The organism is Lentzea waywayandensis, from assembly GCF_900115955.1.
GTDB classification, from domain to species: domain Bacteria; phylum Actinomycetota; class Actinomycetes; order Mycobacteriales; family Pseudonocardiaceae; genus Lentzea; species Lentzea waywayandensis.
In genome coordinates this window covers 174,954-193,043 of sequence record NZ_FOYL01000006.1, presented here as the reverse complement: position 1 = coordinate 193,043, position 18,090 = coordinate 174,954, and the positions used below count along the sequence as shown (strand labels likewise).

Below are 18,090 nucleotides of genomic sequence, written 5' to 3'. Positions count from 1 at the left end.
GAGTCCGCATGTTCGTTCCGGTAGCCGGTGGCGACCTGGCCGTCGAGATCCACGACGGCGACACCCCGCCCGCGCTGGCGATCCACGGCGTCAGCGGCAGCCGCAAGCTGTGGAACTGGGTGGCGGCGCACCACTTCTCCCTCATCGCACCGGACCTGCGCGGCCGCGGCGACAGCTTCGAGGTCCCCGGCGCGTCCATCAGGCAGCACGCCGACGACATGGTCCGCGTGCTCGACGCCCTGGACCTCGCAACCGTCACCGTGTGCGGCATGTCGATGGGCGCGTACGTGGCCGTCGACCTGGCCGTGCGCCACCCGGACCGCGTGCGCACCCTCGTGCTCGTGGACGGCGGCTTCCCCATGCCCGCCCACGCCCAGATGACCGAGGAACTGCTCTCAGCCGCGTTCGCCCCGCAACTGGCCGCCCGCGAACGCACCTGGACCGTCGACGAGTACCTCGGCGTCCAGGCCGTGGTGAACCCGCTGATCGACGCGACCGACCCGTTGATCCACGAGTACTTCGCCCACGACCTGACCGCCGACGGCCACCTGAGGCTGTCTGCCGACACCCTGATCGCCGACGCGACCGACGTCGTCTTCGGCACGTCGCGCTGGCAGGAACTGACCGTGCCGACCTGGTTCGTGCACGCCGAGTGGAGCACCGGCCCGGACAGCCCGCCCGCCTACACCGTCGAGCAGGCGCAGGAGTTCCGCACCGTGCTGCCCGTTCTGCGCGAACCCGTGCTGATCAACGAGGTCGACCACGGCGGCACCGTGATGACCCGCGCGGGCGCCGCCGTCACCGCCGAGGTCCTCGCCGAAGCCCTGAAGTAGTCCACGTCTGAGCACTGCGCCACACCTCTTGGATCTCAGCGCGCCTCCGAGTTAGTGTGTACACCAATGATTAGTACACCAAGTATCCCGGAGAACCCGCTCGAACTCGAGCGGCAGGTCTGCTTCGCGCTGGCCGTGGCCAGCCGGACGGTCATCGCGGTCTACCGCCCGATCCTGGAGCCGCTGAACCTCACGCATCCCCAGTACCTGGTGATGCTGGCGCTCTGGGAGCGGTCGCCGCGCACCGTCAAGGACCTGAGCAACGTCCTTCAGCTCGACCCCGGCACCCTCAGCCCACTGCTCAAGCGGCTCGAGGCGATCGGGTACGTCGAGCGGCAGCGGGACAAGGCCGACGAGCGCGCGCTCGCGCTCACCCTGACCGAGGCCGGGCAGGAACTGAGAAAAGAAGCGCTGAAGATCCCCTTCAAGGTCGTGGAGCAGCTCGACATGACGTTCGAAGAGCTCGCGCAGCTGAACCAGGTGCTGCACAAGGTGATCGCCAAGGCCGTCCGATGAACCCCGCGCTGAAGCTCTGGTACTACGCGGGCGGCAGGCTGCCGCAGAGGTACCGGGAGTTCGTCTTCGAGGACGTGACCGGTCCGAAGTGGTTGATGCGCTTCACGGTGCGCAGCCTTGTGCAGGTCACGCCGCTGACGACGGCCATCACGCTGGTGCTGGTCTTCGGACTCGGCTCGGCGTGGCCACTCGCAATTGCGTGCGGAGCGCTCGGTTTCGTTGTAGGACTGTACTTCGCGCTCTCCTATGCACCCGAAAGCGTGGATTACCGGCTCACGAAGTACGGGTATCCACGGGGTTCGGCGACTCAGGGTCGCCGGGATCGACACGCTGTGCGGGACCGCGAACGACAAGCGAAGTACGACGCGGTCTGGCGGCGGTCCGAAGGGTAGAGACCTATGGCCTTGTTGAGCGATCAGTTCGAGTTCACGAGGCCGCAGGCGCTCACTCTCACGGCAGGCTTGTTACAGCTCGCGTTCGGTTGGTTCGACGTGTTCGGATTGGACCCGAACTACCACGTGATCCAGATCGGGGTCGGGGCGCTGGGCGTCGCGATGGCGTGGCGGCACGACCTCGCGCGGATGTACGGAATCCTCCTGCTGGTGTCGTTCGGGACGCTGGCCTTCTCGCTCAACGACGTGACGACCGAAAGTTTTCTCGAGGTGCGGACGGCCCTGATCGGGCTGGTGATCACGCTGGCCAGGCCGGCGAAGGCAGACCGGACGTAGAGGCGGCGGCCACCGAGCGCAACGGCGTCAACGCCGCGTAACCGTCCGCCAGGAACGCGATCTCGGTGCCCGGCACGGGTTCCAGATCGGTTTTGACGGCCCGCAGCTTCAGCTCGTCGCCGTTCGACTCGAAGTGCACCTGGTAGGGGCTCGACGGCGCGATGTCCGCCCATTCGATTCCCCGGACCGTGGCGGCGTTCGGCACGTTGAGGTTGAGCACGGTCGCGGCCGGCATCTCCGCGAGCATCGGCAGCACCGCCCGCGCGACGTCGGTCGCCGTGTCCCACAAGGGCGCGGAGCCGTCCCATTCCACGTCCAGCGACACCGCCAGGGCCGAGACTCCCCGCGCGCTCGCGGCCAGCGCGGCGCCGACCGTGCCGGAGTGCAGGATGCCGGTGCTGGTGTTCGCGCCGAGGTTCACACCGGACAGCACCAGGTCCGGCCGCTCGCCGAAGCCGCCCTGGCAGGCGATGAACGAGATCAGCGCGGGATGTCCAGGAACGGCGAACGCCTCGAACCCGTCGACCTGCCGTCGTTCGAGCGGGATCCTGCTCCGCCCGGAGGCCGAGGCGAGGCTGGTACCGGTTCCGCTCGCCTCCGTCGAGGGCGCGGCGACCAGCACCTCCCAGCCGAGCGACGAGGCCGCGCGGGCCAGCGCGTAGAGCCCCGGCGAGTCGATGCCGTCGTCGTTGGTGACCAGCACGCGCATCAGGACCCCCGTGGAACGTGGTGAGGGCCGCGGGAAGAGTCCCGCGGCCCTCACAACTCAATCAGCAGACGCCGCCGTCGCGCCAGACTCCCCACTGCCCGGTGGTGCCTGGTTCCTCACCCCGCGTCCACCACTGCGCGGTCCACTTGTGGCCGTTGTGCGAGACCACGTTGCCGCCGGTGTAGACCTTGTCGCGCTCCCACGCCGGCTGCGTGCACGGGCCGGGCCCCGGGCCGCCGGTGTCCCACGGCACCTGGGTCGACCTGTAGAAGTTGATGCCCATGGTCGTCCAGCGCGGGCCCTGGTTGCCCAGGCGCACCTTGAACTGGTCCCAGTTGTGCGTCGACCACGGCGACCAGGCCAGTTCGGCGATCGCGCCGAGCCTCGGGAACGCCATGAACTCGATGTCGCGCCCGGTCACCAGCGTCTCTGTCCACAGTGGAGCCTCGACGCCGCGGACCGCGGACTCCGGGACACCGCTCAGGTGCGTTCCCGGGTTCCACTCGTAGGCGGTCTGCACCTCGATCAGACCGGCCCACGACAGGCCCAGAGGCGTGCTGGAGTTGTACTTCATGTCCAGGTACGCCTTGTTCGCGGGCGACATGATGACCTTGTTGCCGCGCGCCACCGCCGCCTGCACCGTCGCGTTGGACGTCGAGGTGCCCCAGTACTGCGGGATGGCCGTGGTGTCGGTCGTGGTCTTCACGAACTCGTGCCAGCCGAGCACGGTCTTGCCGTACTTCTTCACGATCGGCAGGGCGCGGTTCATGAACGTCTGGTAGTCGGCGTCCGACGTCGCGTGGGCCTCGTCGCCGCCGATGTGGAAGTACGGGCCGGGCGTGAGCGCCGCGATCTCGCGCACCACGTCCTCGACGAACTGGTAGGTGATCTCCTTGTTGACGCACAACGAGGAATAGCCGACCTCGATGTCCGTGCGCAGCGGCGGAGCCTGGCCGTTGCAGTTGAGCTCCGCGTACGAGGCCTGCGCGGCGTTGGTGTGGCCCGGCATGTCGATCTCGGGGATCACCGTGATCTTGCGCGACGCCGCGTACTGCACGATCTCGCTGTACTGCGCCTTGGTGTAGTAACCGCCGGGGCCGCCGCCGACCTGCGTGCTGCCGCCGTACGTCGCGAGGCGCGGCCAGCTGTCGACCACGATCCGCCAGCCCTGGTCGTCACTCAGGTGCAGGTGGAAATAATTGATCTTGTAGAGCGCCAGCTGGTCGATGTAGCGCTTGACCGTCGAGACCGGGTGGAAGTGACGGGCCACGTCGAGCATCGCGCCGCGGTAGGAGAACCGCGGGTAGTCGACGATCACCGTGCCCGGCACGGTCCACGGACCGGTTTGCGCGGTCGTGCTCTCCACCTTGGCGGGCAACAGTTGCCGCAGCGTCTGCACGCCCGTGAAGAGACCCTCGGACGTGTTGGCGCGCAAGACGATGGAGTTCGCCGCGACGTCGAGCTGGTAGCCCTGGTCGCCGACCGTGCCCGGCGCGCCCGAGAGCAGCAGCGAGATTCCGTCCGCCGGGGTTCCTGTCGCGTCGGACACCGGCAGGGCGTAGCCGGTCGAGGGCCGCAGGACTCCGGCGAGGAAGGTGCCGACGTCGCGCGCGGCAGGGGCTGTGTAGATCTTCGTGGCTGCCGTCAGGGTGTGCGTGACACCGCTTCTGGCCTGCACCGACACCGGGACCGGCACCAGGCTCTGCAGTGGTTCCGCGGCTTGCGACTGCGCACTGACGGACAACGCTGCCGTGACAGCGATGACCGCGGCGAGAGCGCGAGTTCTCACGGCTCCTCCTCACGAGTCGGGGGCGGCGGCCCTGCCTTCAGCCTGCTCAAACATCCCTTTTGTCGTCAATGGTCTGAGCCAATTCTTTGCTCGAGACGTGCTCAGTAGGCCGGAAGGGTGAGGCTGTTGACGACGTCCGTGAACTCCTCGGTGGGCGCGCCGCCGTTCGCCTGGTTCTTCAACGCCATGTCCTGGTTGGCGATCACGTACGGCCGCAGGATCTCCTCGTAGCGCTGGAAGGCGGTCGACGGGTCCTTGGCGAGCTCACCGGCGAGCACGTACGCGCCGACCAGGGCCATGCTGGTGCCCTGCCCGGACAACGGCGAACCGCAGTAGCCGGCGTCGCCGAGCAGCACGACGTTGCCGCGTGACCAGGAGTCCATCCGGATCTGGCTCATCGAGTCGAAGTGGAAGTCCGGCGCCTCCCACATGTGCTTGAGCGCGGTCGGCCACGCCCAGCCGGCGTCGGCGAACTTCTCCGCGATCAGGGTGCGCTGAGCGTCGACGTCGCGGTGGTCGAAGTCGGTCACGCCGTTGAAACCCATGTAGACACGGCATTCCGCGTTCGACCGGGCGCTCATGATGCCGCCGCCGACGACCTCGCCCTGCTGGAACGTCTGCCAGTGGTCGAGCCCGAGGAAGTTCGGCGCGGTGAAGACGGCGAGGTTCATGCCGAGGTGGGTGATGAACTCCGACTCGGGTCCGAACACGAGCCTGCGGACGTTGGAGTGCAGGCCGTCCGCGCCGACGATGACGTCGAAGTCGCGCGGTGCCGCCTTCTCGAACGTGACGCGGGTGCCGTCGATCGAGGTGATCGTGTCGTCGAACAGGTACTCGACGCCGTCCGCCGCGTCGAAGAGCATCCGGGCGAGGTCGTCGCGCAGGAGTTCCACGTCGGGGCTCGACAGGTCGCCGCCGCTCAGGGTGTGCGTGGTGGAGCGGAACAGCTCGTTGCCGTCTGCGTCGACCACGTTCATGCCGCGCATGTTGGTGCTGAACGACCGCAACTGGTCGCCGAGCCCCATGCGCTCGATGACCTCCAGCGCCGGGCCGCGCACGTCGATGGCCTGCCCGCCGGGCCGCATGCCGCGCGACCGCTCCACCACGGTGACGCTGAAACCGTTGCGGCGCAGCCAGTAGGCGAGCGCGGGTCCGCCGATGCTGGCGCCGGAGATCAGGACGTTCTTCATGGTGTTGCCCCCTGTGAGTCGGTGTTGCTCACAAGGTGCGGGCAGGCGCTGACCGTCCACTGACCGTCGGCGGTCAGCGCCTGACAGCGACTACCGGGCGAGGAGCCGGGCGGCCGACGTACCGATGCCCGACGGGCCTTGGCTGAACGCTCCCGAGTTCACCGGGGTCCGGATCTCGTCCTCGCCGTACCGGCTGGTTCCCTTGTGCCAGTTGATGATCGCGACGATCCAGTCCTTCAGCTCGTCGGCGTACCGGGTCAGCGACGCGCGCGTGGCCGAGTCCAGTGAGAGGTCGTCGAACATCTTCGGCAGGTGCGTGTCGACCGAGGCGATGAACTGCCCGAGGCGGGCGTCCATCAACGCGTAGGTCAGTTCGAACGCGCGGGACTGGGAAACGCCGAGGAAGTTCTCGATCACCTTCACCATGTTGTGCACTTCGCCCTCGTACTGAATCTCCTTCAAGTACGAGAAGACGTCGTTGAGCAGGCAGCAGTAATCCATGGCCGACCGCTCCATGGTCTGGATGACCCTGGTTCCCCAGATCTCCGGCGGCACCGTCGTCGAATGCGAAAAGCGCGACAAGGACGTCGTCAGCTCGGAACCGAACGTCGACCGCCGCATCTCCAGGTAGTCGACCGGGTCTGGCACGCGGTTCTGCTGGATGTTGACCACCTCCCACACCCACGCGTCCACCATGTCGTCCACGGTCTGCCGGAACGTCGCGCCGAACTCGCCGGACATGGGACCGGCGGTCTTCTGCCACAGGTCGGCCAGGCCGCGTTCCATCGCGTTGACCGGCGCCACGGTCAGCACCATGTCCAGCGGCATGCACTGCTTGAGCCGCGCGGTCTGGATCTTCAACCCGGCCAGGTCCCGCAGCCGCCCGAACACCCACGGGTAGACGTCGTCGGCGTAGGTGCCCCAGGTGAGCCAGGCCGCCGAGAGGAACAGCTCCTCCGGCGTCGCGTCCGGATCGAGCCCCGACGAGCACAGCGCGAGGTCGAATCCCCGGTGCTTGGCCTCGTCCCAGATGCCCTCGTCGTGGATGCCCATCTCCCGGCCCCACGTGATGACCTCCTCGCGCGCCTGGTCGAGGTGCGGCGACAGGGTCAGCGTGAAGGGCGTCTTGAACTCCGGCAGCGTGTACGGCTCGACGACCTTCGGTGTGCTGCTGAACTGCTTGAGTCGTTGCGGCATGGTCTTGGCGTACGAGCCGAGGATGTTCGTGGCCGAGAGACCCGTCTTGGCCCCCTTGTTCATGTACCGCGACGACCGCAGGTGCCACTCGTGGCCGCCCGCCTGCCAGTCCTGCAGGCCCTTCACGTAGCCCAGGACGGCCGCGCGCCCGATGGGGTCGATGGCGTGCTCGTCCAGCAGGATCGGCACCTCCGTGAGCGCCGTGTGCTCGAACTGGTGCAGCCGGGACGTCAGCAGGTCGTTGACGGCCTCCGCGGCGTCCTGGGTGGGGATGTCGAGGAACTTCTCGAACACCAGCACGCTGTTGGACAGCTCGCCCTCGTCGAGCACCTCGCGCTCGTAGGAGAACAGGTCGTTGCGCAGGTGCACGGCGTCGCTGAACGTGTCCCTGAGGACCCCGATGGGCCTGGACAGGGCGATGGGCGCCGGCACCTCGAGGCCGACCGCGTGCTCGACCAGGTTCGCGCTCCACGGCGCTCCACCGACCTTGCGGCGCATCTCGATGTACTCGATGGGGTTGCTGAGCCGCTGGGCACTGATGTTGTGCAGCTCCCACATCGACTCGTCGAGCAGGTGCTTGGTGTTGGAGGCGAACCGCTCGCGCCAGTCGAGCGAGTGCTTGGCGACCGTGCGGCGCCAGAGGTCCGCGAGGCCCTTCTCGACCGGGTTCGTCGGCGTCTCGGTGATCACGCCGTTGACCGGCATGAACAGCGGCAGCCGGTCGAGGTAGGCCTGCGCGCCCTTGATGTCCGGGTTGCGCTTGTAGAGCTCGACGAAGTGGTCGTCGAAGTAGAAGACCCACACGTACCAGTCGGTGACGAGGTCGAGCGTCTCACCGTCGCAGTCGGGGTGGGTGTACGCGCAGAGCAACGCGTAGTCGTGGGACTCGAGGTCGTCGTCGGTCCAGATCACCGTTCCGTGCTGCGGCACGTCGATCATGTCCATCTCGTGCGCCCAGGCACGTGTGTGGACGCGGGCGCGTTCGAGGTTCGGGTTCAGCCTGGCCGGATGAGGCGTGTAGAACTCCGGCAGCTGGAACGGCTGCATGTGCGTTGGACCTCCGCGCGGTGGACGTGTCGCGATGCACGCAACCAGCCCGACGCGCGGGGACGCCAGATGGTGAAACGTTGATCCACACGTTCGTAGATCGGTGTCGCCCGTTCAGCCCAGTCGGTTTCGACCGGCGAACACTCAGCGCACCAGTGACTGGGCGCTCAGTTTCACCGCGAACGGGAACTGCAACTCGATGATCTCTTCGCCGTCGGACCTCGCCTGTTCGACGTAGACGCCGTTCTCCAGGTGCAGGCACCGCAGCCACGGACTGTCGTAGTCGATCATCCAGTAGTTCTCGCAGCCGACTTCCTGGAACTTCGCGCGCTTGAGTTCGAGGTCCACGTGTCGCGTGCGCGGCGACAGGACCTCGACCGCCAGCACCGGCGGCCCGATGAGCGCCTGTTTCGAGAACTGCTCGCGGCGGCCCACCACCAGGTCGGGGATGAAGACCGTGTCGTCGGCGAGCACGACGTCGACCGGAGCGGGAAGGACCTCCAGCTCCGGTGGGCAGACAGCGGTCAGCGCCACCAGCAGTCGGGCGACTACCCGCTGGTGCACGGGGCGGGGTGAGGGGCTCATGACGAGCACCCCGTCGACGAGTTCGAAACGGTGCCCGTCATCAGGCATCGCCTCCAGGTCCGCCCACGTCAGTGGTCTGCCGTGGGGAAACGTAGGGACACCACCCATGGTGCGTTCCACCCCCGTGTCGAGGCCACTGTCCGCCGGACGGATACCGGCGATGCCATTAGACAAGACTGGTCCGATTCTCACGACTCGCAAGCCCCTTTTGGCCGACCCCACACCACTGCACGCACACGTCTCCGTCAACACCGTCCCGCAGGGTGAGCAGCGGCTGGTCCTGCCGTGGAAGGCACCACCCAGACGGAGCAGCGTCATGGTTGCAAACGAACAAGTGACTAATTTTTGATCAATTTTCGGGCGATTTTTGATAACGTCGCCCGCCCTGCCAATTGTCCGCGAATGCGACCCTAACGGAATCTTACGGGCGAGCCAAGCACTCGGTTGGAGCAATACCTCACACCAACCTTATGGCTGAAAGATCAAATCGCCCAGCACCGGTTTCAGACCGAATTCCGAGTAAACCGCACGGGCGGCCGCTTCCAGCTCGGCAGCGAGTTGAACCTCGCCACAGGCCTGGTGCACGCGGGACAGCTCCAGTCGTGCCCTGGCCGCGCCCACGACGTCGAAGTTCGCCTCGCAAAGGGCCGCCGCCTCGCGCAGAAGGGTGCGCGCCGGTCCCATCCGGCAGCGCGCGAACTCGTTGCGCCCCAACGCGTACAGCACGAAGCTCTCACCGCGCCGGTCCCGTGCGGTGCGGGCCAGGTCGAGCGCGACGGTCAGCACGTCGAACGCCTCGTCGTGCCGTCCGTCCACGGCCAGCAGCTTGCCCAGGCGGTAGTTGATCTGCGCCAGGACCCGCGCGGGTCCGGCTCCGTCGCACGCGGCCAGCGCGGCGCTCAGGCGTTCCCGCGCACCGGCGGGGTCCCCGTCGTACAGGTCGATCTGGGCGAGGTTCTGGAGCACGGACGCCTCGCCGACCGGGTCGGTGAACCGCTCGTAGACCGCGAGCGCGCGCTGGTACCAGCGGCGGGCGGCGGCGAGCTCGCCGGACGAGCGGGCGACGATGCCGAGGTTGCGGTAGACGAGCCCGAGGCCGGCAAGATCGTCGTGGTCCTCGAAGAAGTCCTTGGCCCGCAAGGTCATCTCGTGCGCGAGGTCGTAGCGGCTCTGGCTGATGTGCAACGAGGCGAGCGAGCAGTGCAGTACGGCCGCGCCGCGCCGGTTGCCCGCCCTCTCGCACGCCGCCAGCGCGATGTCGTGCGTGTGCTGCCAGCCTTCGAAGTCGGTGCGCGCCTCGAAGAACGTCACCAGCCGGTGCGCCAGTTCCCAGGCCGGTTCGTCCAGGTCGGCCTCGGCGGCCAGGTCGACCGCGTCGCACAGGCTTTCCCGTTCGGACTCCAGCCATGCCAGCGGATCGGCCCGGAGGGCCCGATCCGGCCGCACCACCTCGCGTGCCGAACAGCCGCGTATGACGGAGAAGTCGCCGCCATACAACGCTGTGCGGGCCTGGTCCAGCAGGTACAGCCAGCCACCGAGCACGCGCCGCAGGGCCTCGCCGGCGTCGGACCGGCCCGCCGCGAACTCCCGCACCAGCTCCGGCACCGCGTAGCCGTCCTCGCTGACCGAGACGAGGTGCGCCGACACCAGTTCGTCCACAGCGGACTGTCCGCGCACGTCACCGAACGCCGCCACCGGCGCCCAGGACGGCAACCGCCGCGCGCCCACGTCCGCGAGCAGACCGAGCAGCCGGCGGGCGGGCGGGCTCAGGTCCCCCGCCGTCTCCTCCAGCCTCGCCCGGACCGACAAACCGCCGTACGACAAGGCTTCCAGCCGCGATTCGCGCAGCCGGTCGGTCAGCAGGGCGAGAGGCCAGTGCGGACGGGCCGCGAGCACCGCGCCGGCGATCCGCACCGCGAGCGGCAGGCAGTCCGAAGCGGCCACCAGTTCCCCGGCGTCCTGGGCGGCCAGCCGGTCAGGGCCGATCTGGTTGCCCAGCAACATCATCGCCTGCGCGGGCTCCAACGGACCGACCTCGACGACGTGGGGCAACTTCAAGGTGTGCCGGGAAGTCACGAGCACCGCGCATCCAGGTGCGTGCGGCAGCAACGGCTTCACCTGGTCGACGCACGTCGCGTCGTCCAGCACCAGCAGAAGCGACTGGCGCACGACAGCGTCTCGATAGGCGCTCAGCCGGGCGGCGAAATCTCCGGGAGCGGGCAGCCCGAACGCGGTGAGGAACCGGCCTAGCACCTCGTACGGCGTCGTGCCGCGCAGCCGCACGAACAGCTGACCGTCCGGGAAGTGACCGTTCGCGACCCGGTGCGCGGCGTGCACGGCGAGCGTCGTCTTGCCGGTGCCGACCGGTCCGGTCAGCAGCACCACCTGCGCAAACGGGATGATCCGGTCGACGACGGACTGGAGCAGTTCCTCCCGCCCCACGAAGTCGGCGACAGCCGCGGGGAGCTGGTGGGGGCGTGGGAACAGCGCGGTCTGCACACCGCTCCCTTCGCCGGAGACCGTCAGTCGGAATTCAGTTTCACACAGAATTCCCGCGGCTTCACCGGCCGTGTGATCGCGGTGGGGACGAGATGGGGACGGGCTTCACGACCCTCGGTGGCAACACCACCGAGGGGAGCCGGGGATGCGCACGACAGGTGACAGGGTGCGGCAGTGGGTGGCCTTCGCCGTGCTGGCGGCGGCCGTGATCACGCTGGTGGCGCTGGGGCTGACGCTGTAGCGAGGGCCTGCTTCGCCACGGCGACGGCCCTGGGTTGACCCAGCTGCTCGGCGGCCGTGACCGCCTTCTCGCCGTACCGCACGGCGGCGTCGCGATCGCCGAGCGCCAAGTGCAGGGTGGAGAGCTGCCCGAGCAGGCGGTTCTCGCTCCACCACTGGCTGGTCGACCTGACCACGGCCAGACACCGCCGGACGTGGCCGAGCGCCTCGGACAACCGGCCCGCCGCGTGTGCGTCGAGCGACAGGGACACGAGCAGCGCGACCTGGCCGAAGTGGTCGCGCACGTCCTCCATCGCGGCCAGCACTGCGTGGTCGTCCGGCAGGATCATGTACGCCCGGCACAGCCTGCCCACCTCACGCGCCGTCCTGCCGGCGGCGGCGAGGTCGCCCATCGCGTACCGCCAGTACGCGAAGTCGGCCAGAGCGAGCGCTTCACCACGCCGGTCCCCGGACTCCCGGTAGGCGGCCAGCGACCGCTCCGAGAAGTTCAGGCTCTCTTCGTCGTTGAACGCGTCGAAGTGCACGTGGGCCATGTCGTGCAACGTCATCGCGGAGGCCCGGACGTCGCCGTGCGCTTCCAGCAGGGTGACCGCCTCCTGCAGGTGCGCGAGGGCCTGGCCGGTCTCTCCGCGCTCGGCGTGGACGATGCCGATGTTGTGCAGCGCGTTCGCTTCCCCGGTCTGAGCGCCCACATGCCGCATCAGCACGACACCGCGTTCGAAGTACAGCATCGCCTTGTCGTACTCGCGCCGTTCTCGCGCGATCATGCCGAGCAACCCCAGCGTCGACGCCTCACCGCGCAGGTCGCCGATCTGCCGCATCAGGCCGAGTGCCTCGCGCAGGTGCTCCTCCGCCTTCGGATTGTTGTCGTCCTTGTACGCCGATCCCAAGCCCCGCAACGCTTCCGCGCGTGCCTTGAGGTCACCGAGGTGGCGTGCGGCCGCCAGCGCGACGCTCTGCACCTCGACTCGTTCACGGCCGGATCCGCGCAGGAGCAGGAAGTGCGCGAAGTGGTGCGGCAGCTGCCAAGCGTGCTGGTAGTACCCCTCGTACGCGGCCAGGTAGACGGCGGCCCTGAGGTTCGACCGCTCCGTCTCCTGCCACGCCAGTGCCTCGACCGGCGTGGCGAACAAGGGTGGGTCGACCGGCACGTACGTGGCGGCCGAATGGATCTGCGGGCGGCCGGGCGCGATCTTCTGTGCGGAAGCGGCGGCGTTGTGCAGGTAGTGGTCTAGGACGCGGGTGACGGCCTCTACCCTCTCGTCCTCCTCCACGCTGGCTTTGGCGTGGTCCGCCAGGAGGTCGTGGAACCGGTAGCGACCGTTCTCCTTCTGCTGCACGAGATGTGCGTCCAGGAGCTCTTCCAGCAGCCGTTCGGCCTCGGCCCGCGTCGTGCCGACGACCGCCGCGGCCAGGTAGGCGTCGAAGTCCTCGCCGGTGTGCAGGCCGAGGCGCCGGAACAGGCGTTGCTGCTCGGGCGTGAGTTGCTGGTAGGACAGGGTGAACGCGTCCGCGACGCTGCGTTCGCCCGCGGTCAGCTCGCTCAGCCGTTGCCCGGTGAGGCGGCGGGTCAGGTCCTGCGCGGACCACGCGGGTCTGGTGCGCCAGCGGGCACCGACGATCCGGACGGCCAGGGGCAGGTAGCCGCAGAGCCGGACGATCTCGCGCGCGGAGTCCACGTCCTGGTCGAGCTTCGCGCGGCCGATGATGCTCGCGAGCAGGTTCAGGGAGTCCGCTTCCGACAGCACGTCCAGTGAGATCGTGTGCGCGGCGTCCAGGTCGACGAGCCGGCGTCTGCTGGTGACGAGCACCAGGCCGGTGCCGGGCAGCAACGGGCGGACCTGGGAGGTGCTGCCCGCGTTGTCGAGCACGACGAGTGCCTTGCGGTGCGCCATTTCCGCCCGCCACCGGGCGGCGCGGGCGTCCAGGCCGTCCGGGATGTCCTGCGCGGGCACGCCGAGTGCGGTCAGCAACGCCAGCAGCGCGTCGGACGGGGTGCGCGGCTCGACGCCCGCGGTGTAGGAGTGCAGGTCCACGAACAGTTGCGCGTCGGGGAAGCGGGCGGCCAGCCGGTGGGCGGCGCGGACCGCGATCGTGGTCTTGCCGATGCCCGCCATGCCGTCGATCGCGGTGATCGCGACGCACCCGGACGGCACGGCGGCGAGGATCTCGTCCAGGTCGGAGGCGCGGCCCGCGAAGTCGGCGATGTCGCCGGGCAGGTCGTTGCGGGCACGCGGGCGGTTGTCGGCCGTGAGCACCTGCTGGTGGGCTTTCTGCAGGTCCTTGCCGGGATCGAGGCCGAGCTCCCCGGCGAGCCTGCCGCGGATGTCGTCGTAGGCCTGCAACGCCTCGGTCTGCCGGTCGCAGCGGTGCAGCGCCACGATCAGCTGGGCCCACATCCGTTCCCTGGTCGGGTTCTGGCGGGTGAGCGAGCGCAGTTCGGGCACCAGCCGCTCGTGCTCGCCGTCGCGCAGGTCGGTCTCGATCCGCGCTTCCAACGTCGCGAGGTACTTCTCGGTCAACGCGGGCACGTGGTCGCGTTCGAGTGCGTCGCTGCCGATGTCCGCGAACGGGCGCCCGCGCCAGAGCGCCAGCGCCTCGCGTGGCTCCAGCCGGTCGAACCGGTGCACGTCGACCTCGTCGGGCAGCACGTCCAGCAGGTATCCGCCCGGCTTGGTCAGCACCAGCCCCGGCAACACCTCGCGCAGCCGGCCGACGGTGGTCTGCAGGGCGTTGCGCGAGCCACCGGCCAACTCGACGAGCTCGTCCACCCCGACGACCTGACCGGGGCGCAGCAACAAGGCTGCGAGCACCACCCGCCGTTTACCGGGCGGGATGTGGACGTGGCGCCCGTCGAGCACCACGTCCAGCGGCCCGAGCAGGCCGAACGATCTCACGTCCACTGACCCCAGTGCACGACCTCGTCGAACGCCTTGCGCTTGCGCCGCAGCGGCGAGGCACCCTCGGAGACGCCCTCCTCCGCCGAGTGCCCGATCGCGATCATGCCGATCGGCACGTACGTGTCCGGCACGCCGAACGCCGCGCGCAACTCCGGCCACGTCTCCTTCTCCGTGCCGAAGAACACCGCACCCAGCCCCTCGTCCACGGCCGTCTGCAGGATCAGCAACGCGGCCATGCCGGTGTCAATGTCCCAGTAGGGCACGGGCCAGCGTTCCTCGGTGAGACCGGCCCAGGCCTTGTCGGGCTGCGCGTACCGGTCGAGGTAGACCTGCTTGGACGAGAACGGGATGACGACGACCGGGGCCGTCTTCGCCTCTTCCCCGCCCCACCACTCGAACATCTCGGCGAGCCGCTTCAGCGGCTCCCCCTGCAGGACGAGGAAGCCCTGGCCCTGCGAGAACCCGGCGGACGGGCCGCGCACGGCGTTGCGCATGATCCGCTGAACGCTCTCCTCGCTGACCGGCTCGTCGGTGAACTTGCGCACCATCCGCCGGCGGCGGACCACGTCCTGGAACTCCATCGCTACCCCCAGATAGTCGAGCCACGACCGTATCAGCGGCCGGGCCGTCCCCGAGGGCTAGAGCCTCCGCAGACCCGCCAGCACGCGTTCGAGCAGCATCCCGTCCGGCCGGTCGCCGCCGTAGGACGACGCCGTGCGGTGCACGTCGATCAGCCCGTGCCCGGCCATGTCACCGAGCAGCACCTTGGTGACGCCCAGCGGCAGCCCGCGCAGGGCGGCGATCTCCGCCACCGAACGCGGCTGCGAGCACAGGGCCAGCACGTCCTGGTGCTCCGGGCGCACGGCGGTGGCCGAGAACTCGTTGACCGAGACCAGCGTCTCGATCTCCAGATGCACGTCGGACGTGGTGCGGCCGCCCGTCCACGCGTAGGCGCGCACGATCGACGACGACGTGTCGATGCCGTCCTCGATCGACGGCAGCGGCGGGACCGGTTCGAACGGCGCCGTGGCGTACGGGTCCGGCTGCTCCGGCGGGGGTTCCGGTGCGCGCTGGCCCTTCTTCTTGCCGCGCTTGCGGATCCGTTCGCTGTCGAAGCTGAAACCGCTGATCAGATCACCGAAGTTGACCTGATCGTCAGGCTCTCTGCTCATGCCAGCTCTGCCCGCAGTTCCGGCGTGAGCAGCTGGCCCACCTGCCGCACGACCACGGTCATCTCGTACGCGATCTGCGCGACGTCCGCCGAGGACGACGCCAGCACCGCGAGGACCGAGCCGTCGCTGATCGCCGACAACAGCATCACGCCCCGGTCCATCTGCACGACGGTGCGCACGACCGACTCACCGGCGAAGCACTTCGACGCGGAGTCGGCCAGCGAGACCACGCCCGCCACGATCGCCGCGAACTGCGGTGCGACGTGTTCGGGCAGCTTCGAGGACGAGATCAACACCAAGCCGTCGGCCGAGATCACCACGGCGTGCTCGATGCCTGGTGTGCGTTCGGCGAAGTTGGTGACCAGCCAGCCGAACTGGTCCACCTGCGTGCTCATCGACTCTCCTGGTGGTCGGGAAGGCCGCGCTGCACACCACGCTGGAAGGCGTCGAGGAAGCCCCGGGCCGATTCCGGCGTCTGACGTGCGGGTGCGGGGGGAGGCGGCGGTGCGGCGGCCGGCGTCGTCTGCTGGAACCACGAAGCCTGCTGCCGTTCGATCGTCTCCCCTCGGAAAGACTCCCAGGACTCTTCCCGCCTTGGTGCCAGTTCGGCCGGAACCAACACGATCGCGCGAGTCCCTTGGCCCTGTTTGGCGTCCAGACGTACCACGATCTGGTGGCGTGCGGCGAGCCTGCCGACGACGAAAAGTCCCATTTCGCGGAACACCTGGACGTCCATGCCCTCCCCTGCGGCCTCCAGGCGCTGGTTCACGCCCGCGAGTGCCTCGGGGTCGATGCCGATGCCGTGGTCGACCACGTCGATCTGCACGATGTCGCCCGCCTCGATCGACGCGCTGATCGAGACCTGGGTGTGCGGCGGCGAGAACGCCGTCGCGTTGTCAAGAAGTTCGGCCAGCAGTCGAACGAGGTCGCTCGCCACATAACCGACGACCTCGGCGTTGGGCGCCGTGTGCACCATGACCCGCTGGTACTGCTCGATCTCCGCGGCCGCCGCGCGCAGCACGTCGGTGAGCGGGATCGGCTTGTGGAACCGCCGGGCCACGTCGCCGCCGGAGAGCACCATCAGGTTCTCGTTGTTGCGGCGCATGCGGGTGGCGAGGTGGTCGAGCTTGAAGAGGTTCGCGAGCTGGTCCGGGTCCTCCTCGTACTTCTCCAGCTCCTCCATCAGCTTGAGCTGGCGTTCGACGAGGCTCTGGCTGCGCCGCGAGAGGTTCACGAAGATGTTGCGCATGTTCGCGCGCATGCCGGCCTGTTCGATGACCGACTTGACGGCCTGCTGGTGCACCTCGTCGAACGCGCGCGCCACCTGGCCGAACTCCTCGGTGGTGTCCACCGGCACGCGCTCGATCTCGGTGCTGCCGCGTCCGGTCGCGACCATCTCGGGAAGCTTCTCCCACGCCACGTCGAGCGCGGAGCGGCGCAGCGCGTTCAGCGAGCGCAGCAGGTAGCGGCCGACGACGAACCCGATGGTGCCGGCCAGGATCAGGCTGGCGAACAGGATCGCGGACGCCGTTCCGGCCGCGTCGCTGCTCTCGTCGCGCAGGCGGTTCGCGGTGTCGCGCAGGTCGTTCTGCAGACCCTGCACCACGCCGTCCATCGACGTCACGACGGCGCCCGACGCCTTGGTCCAGTCCGCCGCCGCGATCGGCAACGGCCTCGGCCTGTTGTTGCCGGTGCTCGGCGCGTCCGAGGTCGGGTGCAGCACCGCGGCGGCCAGCATCGTGCGCTGGGCCTCGATGTCCGGGCCGTTGAAGTTCTTGCCGTAGGTCTTGAGCTGGTCCGAGGTCGCGAGCGCGGCGAACTCGCCCGCGATGTAGCCGAGCTTGACGTTCGACTCGACCAGCGCCCGCACCTCGGCGGTCGTCAGCTGGCCGCGGGTGAGCCCGGACAGCACGACCGCCTGCTGGTAGAGGACCTGGTCCCGCACGTGCACGACGTGGTGCAGACCCATGGCCGTGCGCAGCAGCGCGGCGTCGCCGAACTCGCTGGCGATCACCTCGTCCACGTCGAGCAACGACTCGGTGAGCTCGCTGTAGGTCTTGATCACGGCGGGAACGTCGTCGGTCCGCTCGCGCAACGCCGCCAGGTCGCCGATCCTGCCCTGCACGTCGCTCATGCGGGCGGTCACGACCTCGCCGAGCGAGGTCTTCGCGATCTCGTCGCGCAACGCCGCGCGGGCGTCGTCGGTGCGCTTGGCCTGTTCGGCGAGGAGTTGCGGGCCGACGCCCTCGGCGACGATCCGCCGTTCCGCCTGCACGCCCTCGATCACGGGGATCAGAGCGGCGCGGACCTTCACCAGTCGCTGGAGTGCCGCGTAGGACTCGGCACGATCAATCTGTGAATTGATCTGCAGTACGCCGGAGCCCACCGCGATGGTGACCGGAACGATCAACACCGCGGCGAGCTTCACCGGCAGGCGCCAGTTGCGCCAGTTGACGAGCGCGTTGAACATCAGACGAAGAGCTTGGCCGCGTTCAGGAAGAGCCGGTACAGGCCGTAGGCGAGCGGCAGGCCCACCCACAGCCACGCGCCGATCAGCAGCACCGTGCTCGATCGGTTCTCCAGGGGTGAGCTCACTTCTTCACCACGCCTTCCGCGTCTTCCTTGTCAGCAGCCGTCTCGGCAACGTCGGCGGCCTCGGCTTCGTTCCACTTCGCGACCGTGGCC

16 protein-coding genes are annotated in these 18,090 nt (G+C 68.7%); 4 read left to right on the top strand and 12 right to left on the bottom strand.

Annotation, left to right across the window (positions count from 1 at the left end; genetic code table 11):
- Positions 1-8: 8 nt before the first annotated feature.
- The 4 genes from BM417_RS24085 (at position 9) to BM417_RS24070 (ending at position 2,077) form a co-directional block, all read left to right on the top strand.
- Positions 9-833, top strand: coding sequence for an alpha/beta fold hydrolase (locus BM417_RS24085; protein ID WP_093598564.1), 825 nt, complete (start codon positions 9-11; stop codon positions 831-833).
- A 66-nt stretch (positions 834-899) separates the two neighbouring features.
- Positions 900-1,349, top strand: coding sequence for a MarR family winged helix-turn-helix transcriptional regulator (locus BM417_RS24080; RefSeq protein WP_093598561.1), 450 nt, complete (start codon positions 900-902; stop codon positions 1,347-1,349).
- On the top strand, positions 1,346-1,741 hold the full coding sequence (locus BM417_RS24075; protein ID WP_093598558.1) for a DUF5313 family protein: 396 nt from the start codon (positions 1,346-1,348) through the stop codon (positions 1,739-1,741). Before BM417_RS24080 ends, BM417_RS24075 begins: the two co-directional genes overlap by 4 nt.
- A gap of 6 nt (positions 1,742-1,747) precedes the next feature.
- Entirely contained in the window at positions 1,748-2,077 is a 330-nt protein-coding gene (locus tag BM417_RS24070) for a hypothetical protein (protein WP_093598555.1), read from the top strand.
- Here the strand turns inward: BM417_RS24070 and surE are convergent.
- The 12 genes from surE to BM417_RS49900 form a co-directional block, all read right to left on the bottom strand.
- Positions 2,040-2,786, bottom strand: a complete 747-nt coding sequence (surE, locus tag BM417_RS24065; RefSeq protein WP_093598552.1) for a 5'/3'-nucleotidase SurE — start codon at positions 2,784-2,786, stop codon at positions 2,040-2,042. The genes BM417_RS24070 and surE overlap by 38 nt on opposite strands.
- 61 nt (positions 2,787-2,847) lie before the next feature.
- Positions 2,848-4,548, bottom strand: coding sequence for a family 20 glycosylhydrolase (locus BM417_RS24060; RefSeq protein ID WP_281251351.1), 1,701 nt, complete (start codon positions 4,546-4,548; stop codon positions 2,848-2,850).
- Positions 4,549-4,676: 128 nt separating this feature from the next.
- A complete protein-coding gene (locus BM417_RS24055; RefSeq protein WP_093598546.1) occupies positions 4,677-5,765 on the bottom strand; it encodes an FAD-dependent monooxygenase in 1,089 nt (362 codons plus the stop codon).
- Between the two features lie 90 nt (positions 5,766-5,855).
- Positions 5,856-8,009 (bottom strand): terpene synthase family protein, encoded by a 2,154-nt coding sequence (locus tag BM417_RS24050; RefSeq protein ID WP_093598543.1) that lies wholly within the window; start codon positions 8,007-8,009, stop codon positions 5,856-5,858.
- A 144-nt stretch (positions 8,010-8,153) separates the two neighbouring features.
- The gene (locus BM417_RS24045) at positions 8,154-8,702 is read right to left on the bottom strand and encodes a Uma2 family endonuclease (protein WP_093599297.1); all 549 of its coding nucleotides are present in this window, start codon (positions 8,700-8,702) and stop codon (positions 8,154-8,156) included.
- 360 nt (positions 8,703-9,062) lie between these two features.
- Positions 9,063-11,093: a tetratricopeptide repeat protein gene (locus BM417_RS24040; RefSeq protein ID WP_093598540.1), complete on the bottom strand. Its 2,031-nt coding sequence runs from the start codon at positions 11,091-11,093 to the stop codon at positions 9,063-9,065.
- 209 nt (positions 11,094-11,302) lie between these two features.
- Positions 11,303-14,236 (bottom strand): AfsR/SARP family transcriptional regulator, encoded by a 2,934-nt coding sequence (locus tag BM417_RS24035; protein ID WP_218164539.1) that lies wholly within the window; start codon positions 14,234-14,236, stop codon positions 11,303-11,305.
- Positions 14,227-14,814, bottom strand: coding sequence for a nitroreductase family protein (locus BM417_RS24030; RefSeq protein ID WP_093599294.1), 588 nt, complete (start codon positions 14,812-14,814; stop codon positions 14,227-14,229). The genes BM417_RS24035 and BM417_RS24030 overlap by 10 nt, the downstream gene beginning before the upstream one ends.
- Before the next feature lie 57 nt (positions 14,815-14,871).
- Positions 14,872-15,405: a DUF742 domain-containing protein gene (locus BM417_RS24025; protein WP_093598534.1), complete on the bottom strand. Its 534-nt coding sequence runs from the start codon at positions 15,403-15,405 to the stop codon at positions 14,872-14,874.
- Complete coding sequence (locus BM417_RS24020) at positions 15,402-15,800, bottom strand: roadblock/LC7 domain-containing protein (RefSeq protein ID WP_093598531.1); 399 nt, start codon at positions 15,798-15,800, stop codon at positions 15,402-15,404. Before BM417_RS24020 ends, BM417_RS24025 begins: the two co-directional genes overlap by 4 nt.
- A complete protein-coding gene (locus tag BM417_RS24015; RefSeq protein WP_093598528.1) occupies positions 15,797-17,875 on the bottom strand; it encodes a sensor histidine kinase in 2,079 nt (692 codons plus the stop codon). The genes BM417_RS24020 and BM417_RS24015 overlap by 4 nt, the downstream gene beginning before the upstream one ends.
- A complete protein-coding gene (locus BM417_RS49900; RefSeq protein WP_281251347.1) occupies positions 17,875-18,000 on the bottom strand; it encodes an MFS transporter small subunit in 126 nt (41 codons plus the stop codon). The genes BM417_RS24015 and BM417_RS49900 overlap by 1 nt, the downstream gene beginning before the upstream one ends.
- Between the last annotated feature and the right edge of the window lie 90 nt (positions 18,001-18,090).